The organism is Pseudomonas sp. GW821-FHT09C09 (assembly GCF_059418105.1).
Genome location: NZ_JBWKPF010000006.1, coordinates 81,443 through 104,103 on the forward strand (window position 1 = coordinate 81,443; position 22,661 = coordinate 104,103).

The window sequence follows — 22,661 nt, forward strand, 5'->3', positions numbered from 1 at the left end:
ACCTCGCCGGCGGCGCCCCCGAAAAGGGCGCTGCCGGCTTTTTCATGTGCCGTCCATCGAACCTGCTGAGCAACACCGACAAACGTGATTTAATAGCCGCCTTTCACGGTTCCGGGACACGGGAGCAACGTGATCCGCGCGCCTTGCGCGGCACCCGCCACCCACCCCCATTACCCTTAAGTCGTTCTCACATAAGGCTGTCATGGATACGGGTTCTCGACTCAAACTAGTACGCGAAAGCTACAAACTCTCCCAGCGCGAGCTGGCCCGGCGTAGCGGCGTGACCAATGCCACCATCTCCCTGATCGAACAGAATCGTGTCAGTCCTTCCGTCAGCTCACTGAAAAAGCTGCTCGAAGGCATCCCGATGTCCCTGGCCGACTTCTTCACCTTCGACCAGCCGCCCCGCGAACACCAATACGTCTTCCGCGCCAACGAACAACCCGACCTCGGCCGCCACGGCCTGCGCCTGCTCCTGATCGGCGCCTCGGTCCCAAGCCGCCAGATGCGCCTGCTGCGCGAGCAATACGCACCGGGCGCGAGCTCCGGGGAAGAGCCGATCGTTCACGCAGAAGGCGAGGAGTGCGGGTTGGTGACGCGCGGCACCGTGGAATTAACGGTGGACGGGCAGGTGAGCGTGTTGAGTGCGGGGGATGGGTATTACTTCCCGACGACGCTGCCGCACAAGTTCCGGAATATCGGGGCGGATGAGGCGGAGATTATCAGTGCGAATACGCCGGCGAATTTCTGAGTCTGATTTTTCGTAGCGCTTTCGAGTGATCTATAAAAAACCGCAGAAGTGCGGTTTTTTTGTGCCTGATTTTCAGTACCCCGTTTCGGTTCATGTGATAAATTTGGCGATGTCTATATGCCATCATTTAGGGCGAGAGTGAAGATAATCCCTAAGGCTCGCGATAGAGGCGCGTGATTTATTGCCCTCGTTGCTGCGGCTTCCACGTGTAAGGTCTTGAGAAAGTGGACGTGGCGATTGATTGAAATGAAAGCGACGAAAAGCTTCTTCACGGGTTTTCGGATTGTTGAGTCAGTGGGTTTTGATTGAATTTGTAATTGGGGTGAGTCTTGCTTGGGAAAATTGCTGGTTTGTTAGGGATCGTGAGTAAAGACAGATCAACTCCAGCTGTCATACTTAATACAAGGCGACTCAATCGTTTCTCGAAAGGTTTGTTGTGTTTTTCTTTTTTTCTGACGTTGATGGCCTATTCACTCTGGATTTATCCAGTATTTGAAGAGGTCGATATCACAAACTCGGCAGTGGTGGGTGTTGTGACTTCGAAGGAGTATCAATCGATCACGAATGGGCAGTTTGAAAAGCTCGCTTCTTATAATGAAGGGTCTTTAAGTGAAAATGATTTTGTAAGGTATGACCTTCATGGGGTTCAGGGTTTTAAAGGTGTAGTTGTAAAGTTTGACCTTAATCTTGTTCCTGTGTCGGGAGAAAGGTCTGGAGGAGGGCATAAATACAAGTATGAGAGTGCTTACAGGTTGAGTTTGAATTTTGTTCACCTGGTTGTGTTTTTGATCATTGAAGCCTGTATTTTGTTGTTTGGCTGGTACTTTCTTCTCTGGAAGCCGCCTGCGGCGCAGATTGAGTTTGAAGAAGATGTGTTAAGGAACTTTTTTGCTTTTGAAACAGATGAAAACGCCTCCGGCAACTTGAGTGTTGAAGAACGTATAGAGTTGCTTCTTCGGAGATTTCATCGTTTCGCGAAAGACTTGAGTGTACGCAAGCGTAATCGTCCGGCACTTCTGGTGGAGGATGAGTACGATGTTCAGTATCTGGTTTTCGCATTGTTGAGAATGTATTTTTCAAATGTCAAATCAGAGGACATCGCGCCAAACGTCCTGGGTGGAGGGTCAAGGGTAGACTTCTCGATTCCCGATGAGGAACTGGTGGTGGAAGTCAAAATGGCACGGGCGAGTATGACTGATCGCTCTCTTGGTGATGAGTTGATTCTTGATATCGCCAGGTATCAGTCGCACACGGCGTGCAAGACAATTATATTTTTTGTGTATGACCCGGACGGCCATATAAGAAATCCGGCTGCCTTGAAAAAGGAGTTTTGCGCGGCTTCGGATAAGTTGAAAGTCATTGTGGTGTTTGCTCCCGATTACTAAGTCTGCTTTGCAAGAGAAAAGGTGACGAAGTGAAAAGGGACTGAAAAGGTGACAGATTTATTTATGTGAATCTGTCACCTTCAAATGTTCTACCCAGGAACATCAAACCCTCGTTGCTCTATGACTCGGAACACATCACTTACGTCTTGCACCATGAGTCTGGCGATGGTTGTGACGGTGTTGATGTCGTGTTCGGCGTGGTCAGGTAAGTGAATGCAGGTCATCAGATCCAGATATTTGAGAACTGCGTTGAGGCGCTCACTTGCACATGCGTGCAGATCGCGCAATGGTGCATCGGCATCAATGAACAGGACGGGCAGGTCAGTGGCGGGGTGGGACATGTTCGCGTATTTGCGGAGCGATTTATCCATCGGCATAAGTAAAGCTTCCTCGTATCCGTGAGAAGAGCTACAGCCGTTCGCTGCGAGTCGAAGGGTGGTAGCCATGTGCGGGTTCGCAGACCGAGGATACGAGGAACCCGGCAGACCCGAAGATCTCCCACACACAGCCACCATTGCGCGGTTGTCGGACGCGATTGCGACCGCCACCGTTTTTGGGGGCGTCAGGTTACTACACGTATCGTCAGGGCTGCGAAACCCTGTCGCCAAATTCGTTCAGCGACAGACCCACTCTAGGCATCGACCTCCACCGTGACAATCAGGCCGTAGGACACAAAATCACCACGTCTGGCCAGAGAGTTCACCCCCGTTCGGCGGCACAACCGACGTAAATCAAGGGCTACGGAGTGCCAGGAAAAATGACTCGACGAATTTCGGCCTGCTTCGTATCCCATAGAGAGCAAGCTCGCTCACCACGCGCGGTCATTTCCTACAAAGTTTTCAGATCCAAAAATCCAGTCCTCATCCCCGCCCCGGAACTTTCCTGAAAGAAAAGGTGACAGATTTATTAAGAAGAAAAGGTGACAGATTTATTTGTATGGTGTTTTGTAGATCTGTCACCTTTAAGTTTCGTACTTTAACTACCATGTAAGGCTTTTGTTCTTGGCTTCAAAATTTTTCTTATACATCATCCATATAGTGCTGTAATTACACATGTCAATTTTCTCGCAGTAGTCATGAATTACTGCGTTCATTATTTTTCGATCAGTGGCTTTAGTCGCTTCTTTGAAGGAGTCAAGGTTCTTCTTTTCCATCATGCGAAGAGTGCTTTCCTGACACATGTCGATTTTTTCGCAGTAGTCCTTCCTCACCGTTGCGGTGATGGAATCAACGACCTGTTGTTTCTGTGCTTCTGAACCGTCGAAATCCATCGGATTGAGAATTGTCGCGGCGGTGCAAGAAAATGAGCTGAAGAGTGTGAGAATGAAGAGCAATTTTTTCATGGAGATATCCTTTCCTCGTCTACTGTTGCCGTGATTGTCGCTGATCAGGATCGAAGATCCTCAGTACACCGATCAATTGCCGGATGTCAGAGTGCCACTAAGTTTTTGTCAGTGGAAGACGTTGAGACCAAAGTCGCTAGCCGGCGGAGCCTCAGCCGATTTTGCGACTGAGTTTTCTACTCCGACCCATCCAAAGGACTAAAAAACCGCGATATCGCGGTTTTTTATGGCTTCAAAGGGGGGGGTAGAACGCCTGGATCAGGATTCAATTGCTCGTTGCCCAATTACTCGAAATACGTCCCTCACGTCCTGCACCAGGATTCTTGCGATCGTGGTGATGGTGCTGATGTCGTGTTCGGAATGGTCGGGGAGGCTGGTGCACGCCATGAGATCTAAATACTTGAGGACTGCCTCGAGGCGTTCGGATGCGCAGGCATGTAGGTCACTCAAGGGGGCTTCGGCATTAATCAGCAGGACAGGGTGATCCGAAGCCGGATAGGACATGTCAACGCAGTGGTAGAGCGATTTTTTGTTCGTCATGGTGCTAATCCTTTTAATGAGAAGAATTGCCACCGTCCTGCTGCGAAACAAAATGGGTGGCAGCTATGCGCGGGTTCGCAGACCGGAGGATTAACACCAAGACCCGGCAGACCCGAAGGTCTCCCACGCACAACCGCCATAAAATTTGCGCAGCCGGGAGTCGGCCGTGCCAGACGGAACAGGGTGTCAATCTTAAGGGCTGCGAAACCCTATCGCCAAATTCGTTCAGCGACAGACCCACTCTAGGCACCGCTCCCCACCGTCGCAATCAGCCTGTAGGACGCGAAATAGCCACGACTGGCCAGCGATTTTGCTCTAGTTCGGCTGCTCAGCAGGCGTAAATCAAGGGCTACAGAGTGTCAGAGGAAAATGACTTTCCGGGTTTAGGCCTGCTTCGCCGCCCAGCGGGAGCAAGCTCCCTCGCCACGGGTGGTGATTTCCTACGGGGTTTTCAGATTTCGATTTTCAAGCGTTCTTTTTCGTCTTGGAACTTTCCCCAAAACCGATGTCAATTTGATGGCGTGTCGCGACGCTCATTCATCGGCTCAAGCAGTGCCAGGCTGGTTCCTGGTCAACCATGGAAGTGTGTGATGAGACTATTACTCGCAATGTTGTTGATGTTGAGCGGCTATAGCTTTGCCAGTTGCGGCAACATTGATGACCACGATCAGCGTGCCTATTGCAATGCAAGGGAGAGCGGCAGCAGTTGCGGCAACATCGATAATCACGATCTGCGGGCGGCGTGTAATGCGGAGATGGGCGGCAGTTCCTGCGGCAACATTGACGACCATGACCAGCGCGCCTACTGCAACGCCAAAAAGAGCGGCAGCAGTTGCGGCAACATCGATGATCATGACCTGCGTGCACGGTGCAACGCAGAGCAGGGTGGCAGTTCCTGCGGCAATATTGATGACCACGACCAGCGTGCCTACTGCAATGCCACCACGGGCGGCAGTAGTTGCGGGAATATCGACAACCATGATTTGCGCGCGCGGTGTGAGGCGATGAAACGCTGATCCATCGGCCAACGCCAAGTGCAAAAAGGGACACCCAACGGTGTCCCTTTTTTGTGTGCGACTGAAACGGAATCCCCGGACCACCCAGTCAAACTTTTCACTTGCCACAACCCGGCTCATCGCCAAAGGTTTCCCCCATCCGCACCACGTCGTAGACTGCGAAACAAGTTGTAACGCCTCTCCCACGGACGGAACCGCGCATGATTCAGATCGGCCATCGCAACAACGCCCCCACGCCGCAGCACAAGACCCAGGATATCTACATCTTCAGCATCGACCTGTCCCGACCAGCGACACCGTTCTGTTTCGAGCAATCGATTGGCGGCGGGCATGTGGAGCAGGGCGGTGCGCGGTGGCTGGCGCTGGATGAGCTGGATGGCTGGCCCGGGGAGTGGCGCGAGCATCTGAAGAAGGCCAATTGTGCCTGGGTGGCCGAGTTGCTGGACGCGCATCCGGGGGAGAGTCAGGCTGATCTGGTCTCGTTGATTCTCCAGCGCTACGCCGAGCCGACGCAGCCGACCGGGCGTTTGCAGGCGATCGGGCGCTGGTTCAAGCGTCATTTCTATATTGGCGGCCGGTACGGCGTCTGACCCGAGGAAACGCCCATGACTCAGACTCTGGAACGCGCCATCGCCATTGCCGCCACGGCTCACGCCGGGCAGGTGGACAAGGGTGGTGCACCGTACATTTTGCATCCGCTGAAAGTCATGCTGCGCATGAGCAGCCTGGAAGAACGCATCGTCGCGGTGCTGCACGATGTGGTCGAAGACTGCGGCATCAGCCTGGAGGATTTGCGCAATGAAGGCTTCAGCGAAGAGGTTTTGTCGGCTATCGAATCGGTCACCAAAGTGCCCGGCGAATCCTACGAGGACTTCGTCGAGCGTGCGGCGCAGAACCCGATCGGGCGGGTGGTGAAACTCGCGGATCTGGAGGAGAACAGCGACCTGTCGCGGATTGCCTCGCCGAGCTGGGAGGATCTGGAGCGGATCGAAAAGTATCGGCGGGCGATTGGACGGTTGCGCGCCTGACGTCATTTGAATAGCCAGGAAGGCGACCATGAAATCCATTCTGTGTTTGTTAATTGCTGCCGGATTCGGCGCGCTATTGCAGTTCGAGGGCGTGCCCCACGGGTTGCTGCTGGGCTCGATCCTTGTCACCGCTCTTGCCGCTACCAAATTTGGCTTCGCGCCCAGGACCCCTTATGGCTTGGGTTACATCCAGGTCACCCTCGGTATCGCCACAGGCTTGATGTTCGAAGCCTGGGACAGTGCGACCGTCTCGACGATGTTGCCAAGCCTCGGCCTGTTGCTGCTGTGCCTGACAGTACAAGTGGCGCTGTCCGCCTGGTGGCTGGCGCGCGGGGCAGGGTGGAATCGCACCGACGCCTTGCTGGCGGTGTATCCGGGGGCGCTGGCGGCGGTGTTTGATTTGCTGGAATCGCATCAGGCATCGAGCAAGGTCATCATCGTGCACCTGATGCGTTTGCTGCTGATCACGGTGCTGGTGAGTCTGCTGATTCCCGGACAAGCAGCGGTCGCGGTGGCCGAGGTCGATCCGCTGTCCACGGGCATGGCGTTGACCGTGTTCTCGTTGATCATTTCGAGCGTGGTGGTCGGGCGATTGCTGCTGGCGATTGGCGTACCGGCGCCGTTCATGTTGACCGCAATCATCCTCACCGCTGTGTTCCTGAAATCGGGATGGCTGCACGGTTTTCACATGCCGGACTGGAGCCTGAATCTGGCGGCGTTGATTCTCGGTGTACGGATCGGCTCACGCTTCCAGGGCCTTGGACTCGCGGAACTGGGACGTCATGGCCGCACGGCACTGGTGTCGGTGGGTTTGATGATCCTGATCGCGGCGGGGTTTGCCGAAGTGGCGGCGCGGTTGCTGGGCAGTGATGCGTTGTCGCTGTGGCTGGCCTACATGCCGGGAGCAATCGAGACCATTGCCATCGTGGCGTTTGGTGGCGGGTTGAACGTGGTGTTTATCCTGACTCACCATCTGGTGCGGATGGTGCTGCTGCACTTTGCGCCGGCGTTGTTGGTGCAGGTGCGTCGGGCACGGGAAGAGGTTTGATAGTTTGTGCTCCCGAACCTGCTGTGCGGGAGCGTGCCACTGAATCACGCGTGTCCGAGGGCAATCGCAAACGACACCACGATCATGCACGCAAACGCAAAATTGAGATTCATGAGCTGTTCATCCTGAGCCTTATTAAAGTGGGGCCATTGTGAACAGGCTGAAAGCAAAGAAAAAATTCGGCTTCATGATTTCAATGATCGAAACAATTGATACCAGCCGGTTTGTGTTTGCCCAAGGCTTTAGTTAGTCTCGGTAAACCTGCAACTACAAGCACAAACAGGCAAAACCATGCACGATCACTCCGCTTCCGAGCTTCCCTCCCTGCGCCGGCAGAAAATCCTGCTGATCCTTGAACGTGACGGCAAGGTCATGGCCTCCGAGTTGAGCCAGCATTTTGCGGTGTCCGAAGACACCATCCGCCGCGATCTGGCCGAGCTGGACAATGCCGGGCTGGTGCAGCGAGTGCACGGCGGGGCGTTGCCGCGACCGAAGGATACCGGCAAGGATTACTTCACGCGGATCAGTGAAACCGACGAGGTGAAAACCAGCCTTGCGCAGTTGGCGGCGGGAAGGGTGAAGGACGGTCAGATCGTGCTGTTCGATTCCGGCACCACCACCTTGCAGATCGCCCGTTCGTTGCCCTCGGATATTTCGATCACCGCCGTGACCACGTCACCGATGACGGCGATCACCCTGGCTGAATACAAGGGGATCAAAGTGATTCTGGCGGGCGGCCAGCTGAATCTGGCGACGATGTCGGTCAGTGGCCACGAGACCGTGCGACTGCTGCAAAGTATCAAGGCTGACCTGTTGTTTACCGGGGTTTGCGCGATTCATCCGGAGGTGGGGTTGAGTTCGCTGTATTTCGATGAAGTGCCGGTGAAGCAGGCGTTGTTCGACAGTGCGGCGCAGGTGATTGCCGTGACCACCGCCGACAAGCTTGGGGCGGTGGAGCCGTTTGTGGTGGCGCCGTGCAGCCGGGTGCAGACGTTGATTACCGAGCGACATCTGGCGTCGGGGAGTGCCGAGGATTATCGGCGGTTGGGGATTGAAGTGGAGCAGTTGCAGGACTGACGTTTTGGAGCGAATCAAAAGGCCCCACCGCAAGCGATGGGGCCCGTTCAATCAGCGCAGTTTTTCCAGCATCTGGTAGTACCACATGCCCGCCGCCAGCATCGGATTCCCCAGCAGATCTCCCATAGGCACGCGAATGTGCGAACACGCGGCAAACGTGTCGAACTGCTGCATCTGCCCGGTGATCGCCCGGCTCATGATTTCGCCCATGATGTGGGTCGTGGCGATGCCGTGGCCGGAGTAGCCCTGGCAATACCAGACGTTGTCCGAAAGCTTGCCCAGTTGCGGAATGCGGTTGATGACGATGCCCATCGCGCAGCTCCACTGGTAATCGATCTTCACCCCTTTGAGCGCCGGGAAGGTCTGCTCGATGCACGGCCGCAGTTCGCCGGCGATGTCCCGTGAGTCCTTGCCGCTGTAGTTGGCGCCGCCGCCGAACAGCAGGCGGCCGTCGGCGGTGAGACGGTAGTAGTCGAGGACGAAACGGCAGTCGTACACCGCAAGGTCTTCGGGGTTGATCTGCTTTGCCAGATCGCCCAGCGGCTCGGTGGTGACGATGCCGCCCATGGCCGGGAAGATCTTGCCCTTGAGCTGGCCCGGCTCGAGCTTGTGGTAGACATCGCCGGCCAGCAGCACCTGATTGGCGTCGATTTGGCCGTGGGCCGTGCGTACGCCGGGGTTGTCGCCGTGAATGATCTCCAGCACTTCGCTGTTTTCGAAGATCAACGCGCCAAGGCTTTCCGCCGCCCGTGCTTCACCGATGCACAGGTTGAGCGGGTGCAAATGCATGTTGCGGGTGTTCTTGATCGCGCCGTGATAGAGGTCGCTTTGCAGCAGATCGCGCACCTGGCTGCGGTCGAGCAGGCTGACTTCATCGCCCATACCGCGACGTACGGCTTCGTCGTAATCGCTGCGCAAACCGGCCATGTGGCTCGGCTTGTAGGCGGCGTGCAGGTGGCCGTGTTTGAGGTCGCACTCGATTCCGTATTTCTCGACCCGCTGTTTGATGATTTCGTGGCCGCGCCAGCGCAGGTGCCAGATGAAGTCGTCGACCTCATCGCCCAAGGTGTTGCGCATCTGTTTGCGCATCGCGCCGTCGCCGGACAGGCTGCCGGTGACCTGACCGCCATTGCGCCCGGTAGCGCCCCAGCCGATCTTGTGGCTTTCGACGATGGCGACTTTCAAGCCTTTTTCGGCCAGTTCGACAGCGGTGGCGACGCCGGTGAAACCGCCGCCGATGATCACCACATCGACCTTGTGCCGGCCTTGCAGGGTCGGGTAGTCGGTGTCGCGGTTGAAGGTGGCGGTGTAGTAGGAATTGCTGCGTTCAGTCATGTCGGTATCCAAGGCAAAAAGAGGAAAAAAAAGATCAGGCTTCGGTCAGATACCAGCGCCAGTCCTGCTCACCCACTTCGGCCATGAACTGCCGGTATTCCGCACGCTTCACTGCCAGATACACCCCGAGAAATTCCTGCCCCAGCGCATCACGCGCCCAGGCCGATTTTTCCAGTGCCGTGAGTGAGGTCAGCCAGTCGGTCGGCAGCAATTCCTTCGCCTGCGCATAGCCATTGCCTTGCACCGGTTCGCCCGGATCGATGTCTTCTTTTATGCCGCGATGAATGCCCGCGAGAATCGCCGCAGCCGCCAGATACGGGTTGGCATCGGCGCCGCAGATGCGGTGTTCGATGTGCCGGGTATTGGCCGGGCCGCCGGGCACGCGCAGGCTGACGGTGCGGTTGTCGACGCCCCAGGTCGGCGCCAGCGGCGCGTAGCTGTTGGCCTGGAAGCGACGGTAGGAGTTGGCGTTGGGGCAGAACAGCAGCAGCGAATCGAGCAACGAGGCGAGCATCCCGCCAATCGCCGTGCGCAGCAGCGGGGTGCCCGCCGGATCTTCGGAAGCAAACAGATTGCGCCCCTCGGCATCGGCGAGGCTGACGTGCATGTGCATGCCGGTGCCCGCCAGATCATCGAAGGGTTTGGCCATGAACGTTGCCTGCATCCCGTGCTTGTGCGCCACGGCTTTGACCAGCCGTTTGTAGCGCACGGCCTGGTCCATCGCCTCCAGCGCATCGCCGTGTTCGAGGGTGATTTCCACCTGGCCCGGCGCGTATTCCGAGATCGCAGTACGCGCCGGAATGCCGTGCAGTTTGCAGGCGCTGTAGAGGTCAGCGAGGAACGGTTCGATCTGCTCCAGCTCACGCAAACCGTAGACCTGGGTGTGCCTCGGTCGACCGCCGTCGGCATCCAGCGCCGGTTGCGGGCGGCCGTTGTGATCGCGTTTGGCGTCAAGCAGATAGAACTCCAGCTCGCAGGCCATCACCGGGTGATAACCCTCGGCCTTGAGGGCGTCGATGACCTTGATCAGCAGGTGACGCGGATCGGCAATGCTCGCGGGCATGCCTTGTTCGGGATGCATGCTGACCTGCACCGCTGCGGTCGGAATCTGCCGCCACGGCAGGCGCACCAGGCTGCCTTCCAGCGGGTAAGCGCGGCAGTCGATGTCGCCGACGTCCCACACCAGACCGGAATTTTCCACGTCCTCGCCGTGCACGGTCAGGCCGAGGATGGTGCTTGGCAGCGGGCGCCCGCTTTCGTACACGGCGAGCAGTTCTTCGCGGTGCAACAACTTGCCGCGGGGTACGCCGTTGGCGTCGAGGATGAACAGCTCGATCATGTCGATGTCGGGGTTCTGATCCAGAAAATTGCGTGCGTCTTCAATGGCTGCGAATTTCATAATCAATCACTCACGATGGCGCCGCACAGGCGCGCAGATTCGGGCCGGACGCAGCTCGGCAATAGGCGCGCGCGTCCTGGCAGGGATATCGAAAAAAGAGGGGGGCTGTCGCGGTTTTTAACGGCGCGATCAGACGGGCAGGCAGATATCCGGCGGGCGTGCGGAGTGACGCAGCTTGGAACGGCTCAGGGCCATGGGGAGATTGACGATGCGATTCATGCGCGGCCCCTGTGAAGGAGGGCGCACAGTGCAGAGACGTTCAACGATTCTGATTGTTGTAGTGACGTGCTCATGACGCGTGTTTCCGTTGGCGGAAAACGTCGGCGGCGGGAGTGTCCCGCCATGCCGGTGTGGCTGGATAGTAAGGGGGAAGTCCGGGATAAGTAAACGCCTGATTCCGATGCGCGCGGCATGCCACCGGTTCAGCGCAACAGATGAAACCCCAGCCCGACGAGGGCGCAAACGATCAACACCTCGATCACGCCACGCTTGAAAACAAACAGCCCGAGGGTGGCGGCGAGGGCGAGCAGCAGCGCAAAAAAGTCAGGCTGTGCGGCAAAACCCTTGGGCCAGAACACGTGGTAAGCAAAGAAACATGCCAGATTGAGGATCACCCCAACCACGGCTGCGGTGATCGCCGTCAGCGGTGCGGTTAACTTCAGTTCGTTGTGGGTTGACTCCACCAACGGCCCGCCGGCGAGGATGAACAGGAACGAGGGGAGGAAGGTGAACCAGGTCACCAGTGTCGCGGCCAGCGCACCGGCGGCAAACGCATGTTCCGCACCGAACGTCGGTTGCACGTAAGCCCCGACAAACCCGACGAATGCCACCACCATGATCAGCGGCCCCGGCGTGGTTTCGCCCAGCGCCAGCCCGTCGATCATCTGCGTCGGCGTCAGCCAGCCGTAATGCCCGACCGCACCCTGATACACATAGGGCAGCACCGCATAAGCGCCGCCGAACGTCAGCAGCGCCGCTTTGGTGAAGAACCAGCCCATCTGGGTGAAGGTGCCGCCCCAGCCGAACAATGCTGTCAGCAGTGCCATCGGCAGACACCACAGCAACGCGCCGATCAGTACCAGACGCAACAGCCTCGGAAGGCTGAACCGCGCATGCTCGGGCGCAGGCGTGTCGTCATCGATCAGCGCCGGGCCGAAAGACTTTTCGCTGCCGCGATGACCGTCATTGTTGAACCGCTGAGGCGCCCAGCGTCCGCCGAAATAACCGATCACTGCCGCACCGAGCACGATCAGCGGAAACGGCACGTTGAAGGCAAAAATCGCCACGAACGCCGCTCCGGCAATTGCCCACAACCAGCCATTTTTCAAGGCCCGGGAGCCGATGCGATGGGCCGCGTGCAGCACAATCGCGGTCACCGCCGGTTTGATTCCATAAAACACCCCGGCCACCACCGGTACGTCGCCAAACGCGATGTACACCCAGGACAGGGCAATCAGGATCAGCAGCGACGGCAGCACAAACAATGCGCCCGCCAACACACCGCCACGGGTTCGGTGCAGCAGCCAGCCGATGTAGGTCGCCAGTTGCTGGGCCTCGGGGCCGGGCAGCAACATGCAGTAGTTGAGCGCGTGCAGGAAGCGCCGCTCGGAAATCCAGCGCCGGCGCTCCACCAGTTCCTGATGCATGATCGCGATCTGCCCGGCGGGGCCGCCGAAACCGATGCAGCCGAGTTTGAGCCAGAAGGGCCAGGCCTGACGCAGGCTGACAGGCTGGGGGCGGGGCAAGTCCTCTGGGGGCGTTGTGCTCAAATGCGGCTCCACGGTCCAATCGGTGCGAGCCGCTATCTAATCAGGCTTTTGTTGCAGCCGACAGTGCCCCGTCAGGCATGCGCCAGACTCCAGCGAAACGCCGCATTCTGATCACTCTCCCGCGCTTCGACCCAATGTGCCCCCTCAGGCGTGGTCTCGCGCTTCCAGAACGGCGCACGGGTCTTCAGCACATCCATGATGAACGCGCAGGCCTCAAACGCCGCATGCCGATGCTTGCTGCTGACGCCGACAAACACGATCGGCTCGGTCACTGACAGCGCGCCGACCCTATGCACGATCTCCACCGCCAGCAGCGGCCAGCGCTCGCGGGCCTGTTCGGCGATCTGCTCCAAGGCCTTTTCGGTCATACCCGGATAGTGTTCCAGAAACAGCTCCGTCACCGACTGCCCGACGTTCAGGTCCCGCACATAACCAATGAAATTCACCACCGCGCCCACCCGTGGATTGCGCGCATGCAGATCCGCAATCAACTGACCGGCATCGAAGCTTTTGCGCTGAACTCGAACCCCCATGGTTCAACCTCCCGTGACCGGCGGGAAAAACGCGATCTCGTCGAAATCCTCGATCGCCTGATCCGGCTGACACAACTCCTGATTCACCGCACACATCAGGTTGCCGGCGCCGAGCACTTCGCGCCATAAGTCGCCACGCTGCATCAACATTTGCCGCACGTCCTCGACACAAACGAGGGTGTCGCTGGCCGGAATCTTTTCACCACCCAGATTGAGCCGGTCACGGTAGCTGGCGAAGTAGTTGATCAGAATCATTGCGGGTTCTCCCATTGAAAGTGGCCGGAGCGGCCGCCCTGTTTGCTCAGCAGACGGATGTCGCCGATGACCATCGCCCGGTCCACCGCTTTGCACATGTCGTAGATCGTTAAAGCGGCGACGCTGGCGGCGGTCAGGGCTTCGAGTTCGACGCCGGTCTGGCCGGTGAGGCGGCAGGTGCTGGTGATCTGCACGCGGTCCGGTTCGCAGGCCTTGAGTTCGACGTGGATCGAGCTGAGCAGCAGCGCATGACACAGCGGAATCAACTCGTGGGTGCGCTTGGCCGCCTGAATCCCGGCGATCCGCGCCACTGCGAACACGTCGCCCTTGGGGTGGCCGTTGGACTGGATCATTTGCAGCGTTTCCGGGCGCATCTGCACCCAGGCCTGGGCGGTGGCTTCGCGGCGCGTCGCGGCCTTGTCGCTGACGTCGACCATGTTGGCGCGGCCCTGATCGTCGAGGTGGGTGAGGGTGTCGCTCATTCGGTTGGCTCCTGGATCGGGCTGTAGATTCGGGGGGCGTTGCGGTGCGGGACGTGGATCAGGTTCAAGCGGTGCTTGAGTGCCCAGCGCACGGTCAGCGCGGTGGGGGCGGACAGGCTGACGAGGGTGCCGAGGCGGGCGCGCACGGCTTTGTGGATCAGTTCAAGACTGCAACGGCTGGTGACCACGACGAAGCCCTGACGCGCATCGAGGCCTTCGAACTGCAGGGCGCCGATCAATTTGTCGAGGGCGTTGTGGCGGCCGATGTCTTCGCGGCACAGGAGCGCTTCGCCGTCGGCGTCGAAGTACAACGCCGCGTGCAGGGCGCCGCTGCTGCGGGCCAGTTGCTGGGCCTGTTCGATGCGCTGGCGGATGCCGTCGAAATGCCCGGCAGGTGGCAACGGTGTCGGGGTCAGGATTTCCAGTTGCGGCAGGGCCTGCTCCAGCGCTTCCACGCCGCAGAGCCCGCAACCGCTGGTGCCCGCCATCTGCCGGCGATGATCTTTCAGGGCCCAGAATGCGCGGCTGGAAATCTGCACGTCGGCCTGGCAGGCCTGGTCAAAGTGAGTCAGGCGGATGTCGTGGATATCGTCGAGGCTGTCGACGATGGCGTTGCTCAGGCTGAAGCCGCGAATGAAGTCTTCGATGTTGCCCGGCGAGACCATCATCACCGCCTGATTCAGGCCGTTGTAGCTGATGGCCAGTGCGATTTCCGCCGCGAGGGCCGCGTGGGACAGTGGCGCGTCGTCGAGGTATTCGCGATAAGCCACTTGCGCCGGTTGTGGCGCGGGGGCGTTGGCATCGCCCGTTTCGATGGTTGGTTCAACCTGGCACAGCATCCTGAAAATCCCCGAAGCGCTGAAGTGGGTTCAGGCTACGGGGCAGGGAAAAGTGCGTCCAATCGCTTGTTCCGATGCAGTGATTGGATTGGTCGATCACTGAAGGCGTTAAACGGCAGGCGCCTCGATCCCGAACATTTTGCGCGCCTCGGCAAAGCACTTCTCGGCAATCGCCGAACGCGGTTCGGTCTTGCGCATCACCAGCCCCAACGGTGCGAGCACGCTGGCGTCCGGCAAATTGATGAAGGCCAGGTGTTCGATCGGTTCTTCCAGACCGCTGTCCAGCGGCATGATCGAGCAGCAGAAACCCTGGTGAATCGCCTGCAACAGTTGATAGGTCGAATCGCTTTCCATGATCGGCTGCGGATTCAGCCCGCGACTGCGGAAGCTCAGGTCAATTGATTTTCGATAATGCATGCCGGTGGTGATCATCCCCAGCGGCAGTTCGGCGGCGTCTTCCCAGCTCATTTCCGGGCCTTCGAAATGGAAGTGGCGGGTGTCGTAAAGCAGACCGACGCGGGTCTCGCCGATCTCGAAGAACTCGAAATAGTTAGGGTTGACGTGGTCCAGATAACACACGCCAAGATCCAGCTGATTGTTGCCCAGACCCTCGATGATCTCGTCCGAACTCAGGGACGACAGGCTGTATTTCAGCTCGGGAAATATCCCCGACAACCCCTGAATGTAATTGACCGGATTGAAGTTGCTCAGCGGCACCAGCCCCAGACGCAGGCTGCCGACCAGTTGCCCGCGACAGGCGGCTGCTTCGGCGAACAGCCCATCGTGGGCGGCCAGCAGGGTGCGGGCCCAGGCCAGTACGCGCTCGCCGGCCTGGGTGAAACCCTCGAAGCGCTGGCCGCGATTGACCAGCACCAGATCCAGCTCGTCTTCCAGATTGCGCAGGCGCATCGACAGGGTCGGCTGGGTGATGTGGCAGCGCGCGGCGGCCTGGCCGAAGTGGCGGGTTTCGTCCAGCGCAATCAGGAACTTGAGTTGTTTGATGTCCACGATGGCACCTGCTCGAAGGGAAATTTGGATTGAGTATTGACGCAGATGCGTACGGCGCACGAAAAGCGCAGGCGGCGACGATCCCACTGATCGCGTTTTACGTCCAATCGGAAGCGTTGAAGAGGCTATCGAGGGATTCAATCATGGCCGGTTTTATTGGCTCGATCAGTGAGCGCCGCCCGATAAAAAACAGCCGATAGAGCGGCTCGATAATGTGGTTGGTTAGAGTGATTAGACAGTCCTGATAAGTGGCACTTAGGCTCTGGCCCAATTGAATTGGCGAAGGCCGGAGAGTGCCATGAGTGTTAAAGCGGATGCCCTGTTTGTTCCCTTGAATATTGCCGTGCTGACGGTCAGCGATACCCGCGACTACGCCAGCGATACCTCCGGCCAGTTGCTGGTCAGCCGCCTGCTCGAAGCCGGTCACACCTTGAGTGAACGCAACCTGCTCAAGGACGATTTGTACAAGATCCGCGCTCAGGTCGCGCAGTGGATTGCCGACGACGGCATTCAAGTGGTGCTGATCACCGGCGGCACCGGTTTCACTGGCCGCGACAGCACCCCGGAAGCGGTGGCGTGTTTGCTGGACAAACAGATCGACGGTTTCGGCGAACTGTTCCGCGCCATTTCGATTCTCGACATCGGCACCTCGACCGTCCAAAGCCGTGCGCTGGCGGGCTTGTCCAATGGCACGTTGGTGTGCTGCCTGCCGGGTTCCACCGGCGCGTGCCGCACGGCGTGGGAAGGCATCCTCGCCGAGCAACTGGATAACCGTCATCGCCCGTGCAACTTCGTCCCGCACCTCAAACCGGTGCAAGCCTGCGGGCCACGGGGATGAGCAAGCCCGGATTGATGCCGGTCGAGGACGCACTCGACCAGTTGCTGGCAATGGCCAACGAACAACGCCTGCCGGACAGCGAACCGGTGCCGCTCAATGAGGCGCGCGGCCGAGTGCTGGCCAGCGATCTGGTCGCCACCCTCGACCTGCCGCCATGGCCGAACAGCGCCATGGACGGTTACGCGTTGAACCTCGCTGATCTGCACCGCCAGCCGTTGAGCGTGTCGCAACGGGTCTACGCCGGGCTGGCGCCGGACGCCTTGCTGCCCGGCACCTGCGCGCGGATCTTCACTGGCGCACCGTTACCCAATGGCGCCAATTGCGTGGAAATGCAGGAAAACGTCGAGGTACTGGAGGACGGTCGCGTGCGGTTTCTGCAACCGCTGAAAGTCGGCCAGAACATCCGCGCCCAGGGCCAGGAAAACCGCGTCGGCGACACGCTGCTGCGCGCCGGTAAACGCCTCGGCCCGTTCGAACTGGCGGTGGCGGCGGGGCAGGGCATGACCCATTTGCCGGCGGTCCGTCGTCCCCGTGTGGCATTGCTGTCGACCGGTGACGAACTGGTGGAACCGGGCCAGCCCCTGCGTCCCGGCAGCATCTACAACAGTAATCGCACCTTGCTCGACCACTGGTTGCGTGAGCTGGGTTGCGAGGTGATCGACGCCGGGATTCTTCCCGATCGCCCGGCGCAGACCCGGCTCAAACTTGAGCAACTGCAAGTGGCGGCCGATCTGATTCTGACCACCGGCGGCGTGTCTGCCGGCGATGCCGATTGCCTCGGCCAGGTGTTGCGCGACAACGGCAAACCGCTGCTGTGGAAGCTCGCGATCAAACCCGGCAAACCGCTGACGGTCGGGCATTTCGGCACCGTGCCGGTGATCGGTCTGCCGGGCAATCCGACCTCGGCACTGGTGACCTTCGGCCTATTGGCGCGCCCTTACCTGTTGCGCATTCAAGGCGTGGAAGAGGTGATGCCGCTGAGCTTCACCGTCAACGCCGGATTCGACTGGCCGAAGCCCGGCAGCCGCCGCGAGTACCTGCGGGTGCGTCTGGAAGGCGGGCAGGCGGTGCTGTATCCGAACCAGAGTTCCGGCGTTCTCCTCGGCGCGACCTGGGCCGACGGACTGGTGGAAATCCCGGAGAACAGCACGTTGCGAATGGGCGATCCGCTGCGCTTCATTCCGTTCAGCGAGCTGTTCTGAGGGCGATCAAAAAGTGTAGACCACTTGCCCGGCAAGGGACGTCTGCAGCCGACGCTCGACAATCGGGCTGTCGGCGGCTTCGTGGTTCAGGTACTGCACCGCCAGAACCGTGGAGACGCTCCATTGTTTGTCCAGCGGCAATGACCACGTCAGGTCCGCGCCACGGCTGATCAACCCGGCCCGGGCCTTGTACGCCCGGAACTGGCTGCGCGAGGCCTGGGCATCGCTGACGCCGTACCAGGTGCGCATGTAGTTGCTGTCGCCGAACTGGCTGTTGAGGCCGCCGGTGACCTTGCCGAAACGTCCTTCGTAGAGCGGCGCGCTGATGCTCAGCTTGAGGCGGTTCCAGGACGAGCCGGTGTCGTGGTCATCGTCGTTCTTTTCCAGCGCATGTTCGAAACTCGCGCCGAGAATGAGCGGGCCGAGGTGGTACGTCCCGTCGAGCCCGATCACCGGGCGCGACTTGATCGAGCCCATGCCGTTGAGTTCGTCCGAGCCCTTGTAGCCGGTCTTGCGATCCTTGCGCACGTCGCTGGCGCCGATGTAGACGCTTAGGCCGAAATCCTCTTCATCGAAACCCCAGCCCAGACCTCGGCTGCTGTCGAGGAACACGCCGTAAGGGCTGACGATTTCAACACCCACCAACGGCGCCACCACCCGTTCATCACTGCCGCTGTAACGCGGAGCGCTGGCGGCCCCGGCGCGCAACGTGGTGTGCCAGTCTTCGGCGCGCAGTGAGTCGCCGGGCAGCAACAGGCAAAGGGAGGTCAGGGACAGCGAGAACGTACGCAACGAAACCGGCATGGGGCACCCGATGAGGAATTTGGATGCGCCATGCTAGGCGGGTGCCGTTCGGCAATCTTTGGCAGCTTTGTCGGGAAACTGTCAAAGACTGTGAAGGCGGCTAACGGGTCAATTTCAGCCGTTCGTGCCATTGGGCAATGGATTCTTCGGGGTAGACCTCGAATTGCCGGTCCTTCGCGCTCGCCTGCACTTCGACCCATGGCGCTTTCGAGCCGAGCATCAGGTGGGTGTGTTCCGGCGGCACCGGCAACGGTGTGTCGATGGCCGAGGCGAACGGGTGGATCAGCTCCGGCCATTCCGGGCTGAACAGCCACAGTCCGCTGCCGCACAGCGAGCAGAAGTGTCGTTCGGCGGTGCTGCGGTGGGCGCGTTTGTCGCCATCGTCTTTCATCTTCGCGTGGTAGATCGTGATGTGTTTGCGACCGCGCACCTTGAGGCTGGCCGCGTCGCCGCCGAGGTTGATCGCATAGCCGCCACCGCCCTGGGTCTTGCGGCAGATCGAGCAATAGCAGCGCTGATAAGGGTAGGGGTGGGCGCTGTCGAGGGTGAATGAAACCGCGCCGCAGTGGCAGGAGCCTTCGAGGTGCATGGTGGCCTCCGGTTTGGCGTTGTCGATGCGGTTCAGCCTAGAAGAGATGTCGCGTCTGTGCCGCCGCTATCGCGAGCAAGCTCGCTCCCACACTTGAAACACGGTCCAACTGTGGGAGCGAGCCTGCTCGCGATAAACGATTACGCGGTGCAACTGGACGCCCACGAAAAGCCCGGTCAGCATGTCCGCAAAAAAAGGGACCCAAACCCATGCGCCGACTACCTTCTCTGGCCGCCCTGCGAACCTTCGAATGCGCCGCCCGCCATGCGCATTTCGGCAGGGCTGCCGCCGAGCTGTGCGTCACCGACAGCGCTGTCAGTCATCAGATCCGCCAGCTCGAAGAGCAACTGGGCGTGTCGTTGTTCATCCGCGAGGGCCGGCAGATTCGCCCGACCATCGCCGCCGGGCGCCTGATGCAAAGCCTGCAACAGGCTTTCGAACTGATCGGCGAGGCCTGCGACGAGTTGCGCGATCCGTCCTCGCTCGCCGTTCTGCGGCTAGCAGTCACGGCAGAACTCGCGCAGAAGTGGCTGATGAACCGTCTCACCGATTTCTACGCGCGTTATCCGCACATCACCTTGCACCTCTACGAACAGCCGATCGACGCTACGGCGCCCGGCGAAGACATCGATCTGGCGATCACCTACGGAACCGGTCCGATGGACAGCAGCGCGTACTTCGTCCGCCCGTTGCCGGCGCTGCAGTTCTTCCCGGTGTGCAGCCCCGGCCTGTTCAACCAGGGCAACCTGAAAACCCCGAAGGACCTGGCCCGCCATTGCCTGCTGCACGACGATCAGGACGGCAAAACCTGGACCGCGTGGCTGACCAGCCATGCCGGCGACTTGCGCCCGGAGCGCCAGTTGTATTTCGCCCATGCCGGCCTGGCGCTGGAAGCCGCCGCGCAAGGGCAGGGCGTGGCGATGGGCGACAACCTCACGGCGCAGGAAGATCTGCAGAGCGGCCGTCTGGTGCGACCGTTCACTTCCAACATGACCGCACTCGGCCAATACGCGCTGGTCTGCGAGCGGGTGCGCCTGGAGCGTCCGGCGGTGGCGCAGATGCTGGAATGGTTCAACGATCAGCTGGCGGATTGATGAGTTGAATTCAACTGTTCCGAAATAATCATCGTTGGCGGGCCGACCGCTCGCGACCGTAGCCTGAGGTCATTCCCATCCCGATGACGAGGTTTGACCATGGCACGTTTGCTCGACACCACCCCGAAACAGGACGGCTTCCGTCTGCCCGGCGAATTCGAAGCCAAGTCCGGATGCTGGCTCGGCTGGCCTGAGCGCACCGACGTCTGGCGCAATGGCGCCAAGCCAGCGCAGAAAGTCTGGGTGGAGATCGTCACCGCGATCTCCCACAGCGAACCGGTGACGGTCTGCGCTTCGGCCTCCCAGTTCGCCACTGCCCGCCGCCAGTTGCCGCCGCAAGTGCGCGTGGTGGAGATGACCTGCAATGACACCTGGTTCCGCGACAGCGGCCCTTGCTTCGTGGTCAACGACCGGAGCGGTGAAGTGCGTGGCGTCGATTTCGAATTCAACGCCTACGGCGGCCTCGATGGCGGGCTCTATTACCCGTGGGACAAGGACGACCAGATCGCCAGCAAGATCCTCGAAATCGAACGTTTCGACCGTTATCGCGCACCGTTGATTGCCGAACTCGGCGGCATCCAGAGTGACGGCCAGGGCAGCATCCTCACCACCGAGCAGTGCCTGCTCAACCGCAATCGCAACCAGCATCTGGGCAAGGACGAAGTAACCCGCCGACTCACCGATTACCTCGGCGCCGAGCAAGTGATCTGGCTGCCGCGCGGTTGCAAGTTCGACGAAACCGACGGCCACGTCGACGACCTCGCGTGCTTCGTGCGCCCCGGCGAAGTGGTGCTGCAATGGACCGACAATCGTGACGATCCGCAGTGGGAAATCTATCAGGAGGCCTACGACATCCTGCGCAGTACCCGCGACAGCCGTGGCCGCGAACTGATCGTGCACAAGCTGCCGCAACCGGACGTGCTGGAGTGGACCGCCGAAGAAGCCGAAGGCCTCGATCAGCAGGACAGCACCCACACCCGTCAGGCCGGTACCAAAATCTGTGCCTCGTACATCAACTACTACGCCGGCAACAGCTCGATCGTGGTGCCGCTGTTCGGTGATCGCAACGACCAGGTGGCGCTGGCGACCCTCGCCGAACTGTTCCCGCAGCACAAGATCGTCGGCATCGAAAACTCCCGGGAAATCCTGCTCGGTGGCGGCAACGTCGCGTGCATCACCATGCCGCAATACGCCGGCCAGAAAAAAGGAGCCTGAGCATGGGCCTGCACAAACTGAGTAAAGCGTTATTGCTGGTGCTTGCACCCCTGTGTGTGCAGGCCGCCGAGCCGGCGAAACCGGTGGTCAACCTGTACATCTGGGGCGAGTACCTGGCCCCGGATACCCTGAAGAATTTCGAGGCGAAAACCGGGACTCGGGTGGTCGCCGATCACTTCGATTCGCTGGAAACCGTCGAGACCAAACTGCTCACCGGCCGCAGCGGCTACGACCTGGTGCTGACGGCCGGCCAGCACCTGTCGCGGGCCATCGAGAGCGGCGCGATCCAGACGCTGAACAAGCAGCAGCTTCCGCACTTTGCCGGAGTCGGTGAAGAGTTCCGTCAGCACATGGCGGTGTTCGATCCGGGCAACCGCTACGCCGGGATTTACGCCTGGGGCACCACCGGTGTCGGCTATCAGGAGGAGGCCGTGAAGCAGCGCCTGCCGGAGGCGCCACGGGACAGCTGGGCGATGCTGTTCGATCCGGCCGTGGTGTCGAAATTCGCCGATTGCGGGGTGAGCCTGCTCAACGATCCGAACGAAGTGTTCGCGGCAGTCATGAAGTACATGGGCCTGGACATCAATCGCCAGAGCCTCGATGACCTGAAACTCGCCGAACAGCAACTGGCGAAGATCCGCCCGTACATCCGCTACTTCGACAACGACCTGAACATCAGCGACCTGGCCAACGGCAACACCTGCGTGGCGATGTCGTGGAACGGCAACGTTGCCATCGCGGCGGGCCAGGCCGAAGCGGCGAAAAAACCGTTCAAGTTGAATTACCGGATTCCGAAGGAAGGCACGCTGATCTGGTTCGATGCGATGGTCATTCCCAAGGATGCACCGCATCCCGAGGCTGGACTGGCGCTGATGGATTACTTGATGACGCCTGAGGTGATCGCGCCGATCACCGATACGATTCACTACGCCAATGCGATCACGGCGGCGGACGGGTTGATTGATCCGGCGATTCGTAATGATCCGGGGACGTATCCGCCGGAGGCGGTGAGGGCTTCGTTGTATAGCAAGAATGATAATGGGAAGGCGTTTAATCGGGCGTTGGTGCGGGCGTTCAGTCGGTTGAAGTCAGGCCTGTGAAAGCCGCCCTCA

General features: G+C 59.7%; 25 protein-coding genes. 12 read left to right on the forward strand and 13 right to left on the reverse strand.

The features are described 5' to 3' along the window. Positions 1-202: 202 nt before the first annotated feature. Positions 203-751 carry a cupin domain-containing protein gene (locus AC07NR_RS20065; protein WP_011333561.1) on the forward strand — a complete coding sequence of 183 codons (549 nt, stop codon included), beginning with the start codon at positions 203-205 and terminating at the stop codon, positions 749-751. Positions 752-1,080: 329 nt separating this feature from the next. Next, a complete protein-coding gene (locus AC07NR_RS20070; protein ID WP_495079251.1) occupies positions 1,081-2,136 on the forward strand; it encodes a PD-(D/E)XK nuclease domain-containing protein in 1,056 nt (351 codons plus the stop codon). Positions 2,137-2,225: 89 nt separating this feature from the next. On the opposite strand, the gene AC07NR_RS20075 is transcribed toward AC07NR_RS20070, so the two are convergent. From AC07NR_RS20075 to AC07NR_RS20085, 3 genes are all read right to left on the reverse strand, one after another. Further along, positions 2,226-2,513: a fructose-bisphosphate aldolase gene (locus AC07NR_RS20075; protein WP_495079252.1), complete on the reverse strand. Its 288-nt coding sequence runs from the start codon at positions 2,511-2,513 to the stop codon at positions 2,226-2,228. A 602-nt stretch (positions 2,514-3,115) separates the two neighbouring features. Next, positions 3,116-3,478, reverse strand: coding sequence for a hypothetical protein (locus tag AC07NR_RS20080; RefSeq protein ID WP_248738939.1), 363 nt, complete (start codon positions 3,476-3,478; stop codon positions 3,116-3,118). Positions 3,479-3,736: 258 nt separating this feature from the next. Further along, positions 3,737-4,018: a fructose-bisphosphate aldolase gene (locus AC07NR_RS20085; protein WP_248738940.1), complete on the reverse strand. Its 282-nt coding sequence runs from the start codon at positions 4,016-4,018 to the stop codon at positions 3,737-3,739. Positions 4,019-4,608: 590 nt separating this feature from the next. Here AC07NR_RS20085 and AC07NR_RS20090 point away from each other — a divergent pair. The 5 genes from AC07NR_RS20090 to AC07NR_RS20110 all read left to right on the forward strand — a co-directional run bounded on the left by AC07NR_RS20090 (position 4,609) and on the right by AC07NR_RS20110 (position 8,187). Beyond that, positions 4,609-5,034, forward strand: a complete 426-nt coding sequence (locus tag AC07NR_RS20090) for a hypothetical protein (protein ID WP_248738941.1) — start codon at positions 4,609-4,611, stop codon at positions 5,032-5,034. A gap of 200 nt (positions 5,035-5,234) precedes the next feature. Continuing rightward, a complete protein-coding gene (locus AC07NR_RS20095; RefSeq protein ID WP_495079253.1) occupies positions 5,235-5,624 on the forward strand; it encodes a hypothetical protein in 390 nt (129 codons plus the stop codon). A gap of 15 nt (positions 5,625-5,639) precedes the next feature. Next, positions 5,640-6,062, forward strand: coding sequence for an HD domain-containing protein (locus AC07NR_RS20100; protein WP_495079254.1), 423 nt, complete (start codon positions 5,640-5,642; stop codon positions 6,060-6,062). A gap of 28 nt (positions 6,063-6,090) precedes the next feature. Next, the gene (locus AC07NR_RS20105) at positions 6,091-7,110 is read left to right on the forward strand and encodes an AbrB family transcriptional regulator (RefSeq protein WP_495079255.1); all 1,020 of its coding nucleotides are present in this window, start codon (positions 6,091-6,093) and stop codon (positions 7,108-7,110) included. A 291-nt stretch (positions 7,111-7,401) separates the two neighbouring features. Continuing rightward, positions 7,402-8,187 (forward strand): DeoR/GlpR family DNA-binding transcription regulator, encoded by a 786-nt coding sequence (locus AC07NR_RS20110; RefSeq protein WP_134827296.1) that lies wholly within the window; start codon positions 7,402-7,404, stop codon positions 8,185-8,187. A 51-nt stretch (positions 8,188-8,238) separates the two neighbouring features. Here AC07NR_RS20110 and AC07NR_RS20115 read toward each other — a convergent pair whose 3' ends face one another. The 8 genes from AC07NR_RS20115 to AC07NR_RS20150 form a co-directional block, all read right to left on the reverse strand. Beyond that, entirely contained in the window at positions 8,239-9,522 is a 1,284-nt protein-coding gene (locus tag AC07NR_RS20115) for an NAD(P)/FAD-dependent oxidoreductase (protein ID WP_495079256.1), read from the reverse strand. A gap of 34 nt (positions 9,523-9,556) precedes the next feature. Then, positions 9,557-10,921, reverse strand: a complete 1,365-nt coding sequence (locus AC07NR_RS20120) for a glutamine synthetase family protein (RefSeq protein WP_085708642.1) — start codon at positions 10,919-10,921, stop codon at positions 9,557-9,559. Positions 10,922-11,343: 422 nt separating this feature from the next. After that, positions 11,344-12,690 (reverse strand): chromate efflux transporter, encoded by a 1,347-nt coding sequence (gene chrA, locus AC07NR_RS20125; protein WP_423205371.1) that lies wholly within the window; start codon positions 12,688-12,690, stop codon positions 11,344-11,346. 71 nt (positions 12,691-12,761) lie between these two features. Beyond that, a complete protein-coding gene (gene moaE, locus AC07NR_RS20130) occupies positions 12,762-13,223 on the reverse strand; it encodes a molybdopterin synthase catalytic subunit MoaE (RefSeq protein ID WP_423205372.1) in 462 nt (153 codons plus the stop codon). Between the two features lie 3 nt (positions 13,224-13,226). Then, positions 13,227-13,478 (reverse strand): MoaD/ThiS family protein, encoded by a 252-nt coding sequence (locus AC07NR_RS20135; RefSeq protein WP_423205373.1) that lies wholly within the window; start codon positions 13,476-13,478, stop codon positions 13,227-13,229. Then, positions 13,475-13,960, reverse strand: coding sequence for a cyclic pyranopterin monophosphate synthase MoaC (gene moaC, locus AC07NR_RS20140; protein WP_085698780.1), 486 nt, complete (start codon positions 13,958-13,960; stop codon positions 13,475-13,477). Before moaC ends, AC07NR_RS20135 begins: the two co-directional genes overlap by 4 nt. Then, positions 13,957-14,799, reverse strand: coding sequence for a formate dehydrogenase accessory sulfurtransferase FdhD (gene fdhD / locus AC07NR_RS20145; RefSeq protein WP_423205374.1), 843 nt, complete (start codon positions 14,797-14,799; stop codon positions 13,957-13,959). Before fdhD ends, moaC begins: the two co-directional genes overlap by 4 nt. 108 nt (positions 14,800-14,907) lie before the next feature. Then, positions 14,908-15,807 carry a LysR family transcriptional regulator gene (locus tag AC07NR_RS20150; protein ID WP_085708636.1) on the reverse strand — a complete coding sequence of 300 codons (900 nt, stop codon included), beginning with the start codon at positions 15,805-15,807 and terminating at the stop codon, positions 14,908-14,910. A 298-nt stretch (positions 15,808-16,105) separates the two neighbouring features. Between AC07NR_RS20150 and moaB the strand changes: the two genes are divergently transcribed. Both moaB and AC07NR_RS20160 read left to right on the forward strand, forming a co-directional pair. Then, positions 16,106-16,645, forward strand: coding sequence for a molybdenum cofactor biosynthesis protein B (moaB, locus tag AC07NR_RS20155; RefSeq protein ID WP_085733108.1), 540 nt, complete (start codon positions 16,106-16,108; stop codon positions 16,643-16,645). Continuing rightward, positions 16,642-17,847, forward strand: a complete 1,206-nt coding sequence (locus AC07NR_RS20160) for a molybdopterin molybdotransferase MoeA (protein WP_495079257.1) — start codon at positions 16,642-16,644, stop codon at positions 17,845-17,847. Before moaB ends, AC07NR_RS20160 begins: the two co-directional genes overlap by 4 nt. A 6-nt stretch (positions 17,848-17,853) precedes the next feature. Here the strand turns inward: AC07NR_RS20160 and AC07NR_RS20165 are convergent, their stop codons facing one another. Both AC07NR_RS20165 and AC07NR_RS20170 read right to left on the reverse strand, forming a co-directional pair. After that, positions 17,854-18,651, reverse strand: coding sequence for a MipA/OmpV family protein (locus AC07NR_RS20165; protein WP_495079258.1), 798 nt, complete (start codon positions 18,649-18,651; stop codon positions 17,854-17,856). Positions 18,652-18,751: 100 nt separating this feature from the next. After that, complete coding sequence (locus AC07NR_RS20170) at positions 18,752-19,240, reverse strand: GFA family protein (RefSeq protein ID WP_495079259.1); 489 nt, start codon at positions 19,238-19,240, stop codon at positions 18,752-18,754. A gap of 209 nt (positions 19,241-19,449) precedes the next feature. On the opposite strand from AC07NR_RS20170, the gene AC07NR_RS20175 reads away from it, so the two are divergent. The 3 genes from AC07NR_RS20175 to AC07NR_RS20185 all read left to right on the forward strand — a co-directional run bounded on the left by AC07NR_RS20175 (position 19,450) and on the right by AC07NR_RS20185 (position 22,649). After that, complete coding sequence (locus AC07NR_RS20175; protein ID WP_495079260.1) at positions 19,450-20,334, forward strand: LysR substrate-binding domain-containing protein; 885 nt, start codon at positions 19,450-19,452, stop codon at positions 20,332-20,334. Between the two features lie 99 nt (positions 20,335-20,433). Continuing rightward, entirely contained in the window at positions 20,434-21,549 is a 1,116-nt protein-coding gene (gene aguA / locus AC07NR_RS20180; protein WP_248738954.1) for an agmatine deiminase, read from the forward strand. A gap of 2 nt (positions 21,550-21,551) precedes the next feature. After that, positions 21,552-22,649 carry an extracellular solute-binding protein gene (locus AC07NR_RS20185; RefSeq protein WP_495079261.1) on the forward strand — a complete coding sequence of 366 codons (1,098 nt, stop codon included), beginning with the start codon at positions 21,552-21,554 and terminating at the stop codon, positions 22,647-22,649. Positions 22,650-22,661: the final 12 nt, after the last annotated feature.

What these genes read in the sequence shown, in the direction of transcription:
- AC07NR_RS20065 (WP_011333561.1), top strand. Translation starts at nt 203, where the DNA reads ATGGATACGGGTTCTCGACTCAAACTAGTACGCGAAAGCTACAAACTC.
- AC07NR_RS20075 (WP_495079252.1), bottom strand. Translation starts at nt 2,513, where the DNA reads ATGCCGATGGATAAATCGCTCCGCAAATACGCGAACATGTCCCACCCC.
- AC07NR_RS20080 (WP_248738939.1), bottom strand. Translation starts at nt 3,478, where the DNA reads ATGAAAAAATTGCTCTTCATTCTCACACTCTTCAGCTCATTTTCTTGC.
- AC07NR_RS20085 (WP_248738940.1), bottom strand. Translation starts at nt 4,018, where the DNA reads ATGACGAACAAAAAATCGCTCTACCACTGCGTTGACATGTCCTATCCG.
- AC07NR_RS20090 (WP_248738941.1), top strand. Translation starts at nt 4,609, where the DNA reads ATGAGACTATTACTCGCAATGTTGTTGATGTTGAGCGGCTATAGCTTT.
- AC07NR_RS20095 (WP_495079253.1), top strand. Translation starts at nt 5,235, where the DNA reads ATGATTCAGATCGGCCATCGCAACAACGCCCCCACGCCGCAGCACAAG.
- AC07NR_RS20100 (WP_495079254.1), top strand. Translation starts at nt 5,640, where the DNA reads ATGACTCAGACTCTGGAACGCGCCATCGCCATTGCCGCCACGGCTCAC.
- AC07NR_RS20105 (WP_495079255.1), top strand. Translation starts at nt 6,091, where the DNA reads ATGAAATCCATTCTGTGTTTGTTAATTGCTGCCGGATTCGGCGCGCTA.
- AC07NR_RS20110 (WP_134827296.1), top strand. Translation starts at nt 7,402, where the DNA reads ATGCACGATCACTCCGCTTCCGAGCTTCCCTCCCTGCGCCGGCAGAAA.
- AC07NR_RS20115 (WP_495079256.1), bottom strand. Translation starts at nt 9,522, where the DNA reads ATGACTGAACGCAGCAATTCCTACTACACCGCCACCTTCAACCGCGAC.
- AC07NR_RS20120 (WP_085708642.1), bottom strand. Translation starts at nt 10,921, where the DNA reads ATGAAATTCGCAGCCATTGAAGACGCACGCAATTTTCTGGATCAGAAC.
- moaE (WP_423205372.1), bottom strand. Translation starts at nt 13,223, where the DNA reads ATGGGGGTTCGAGTTCAGCGCAAAAGCTTCGATGCCGGTCAGTTGATT.
- AC07NR_RS20135 (WP_423205373.1), bottom strand. Translation starts at nt 13,478, where the DNA reads ATGATTCTGATCAACTACTTCGCCAGCTACCGTGACCGGCTCAATCTG.
- moaC (WP_085698780.1), bottom strand. Translation starts at nt 13,960, where the DNA reads ATGAGCGACACCCTCACCCACCTCGACGATCAGGGCCGCGCCAACATG.
- fdhD (WP_423205374.1), bottom strand. Translation starts at nt 14,799, where the DNA reads ATGCTGTGCCAGGTTGAACCAACCATCGAAACGGGCGATGCCAACGCC.
- moaB (WP_085733108.1), top strand. Translation starts at nt 16,106, where the DNA reads ATGAGTGTTAAAGCGGATGCCCTGTTTGTTCCCTTGAATATTGCCGTG.
- AC07NR_RS20160 (WP_495079257.1), top strand. Translation starts at nt 16,642, where the DNA reads ATGAGCAAGCCCGGATTGATGCCGGTCGAGGACGCACTCGACCAGTTG.
- AC07NR_RS20165 (WP_495079258.1), bottom strand. Translation starts at nt 18,651, where the DNA reads ATGCCGGTTTCGTTGCGTACGTTCTCGCTGTCCCTGACCTCCCTTTGC.
- AC07NR_RS20170 (WP_495079259.1), bottom strand. Translation starts at nt 19,240, where the DNA reads ATGCACCTCGAAGGCTCCTGCCACTGCGGCGCGGTTTCATTCACCCTC.
- AC07NR_RS20175 (WP_495079260.1), top strand. Translation starts at nt 19,450, where the DNA reads ATGCGCCGACTACCTTCTCTGGCCGCCCTGCGAACCTTCGAATGCGCC.
- aguA (WP_248738954.1), top strand. Translation starts at nt 20,434, where the DNA reads ATGGCACGTTTGCTCGACACCACCCCGAAACAGGACGGCTTCCGTCTG.
- AC07NR_RS20185 (WP_495079261.1), top strand. Translation starts at nt 21,552, where the DNA reads ATGGGCCTGCACAAACTGAGTAAAGCGTTATTGCTGGTGCTTGCACCC.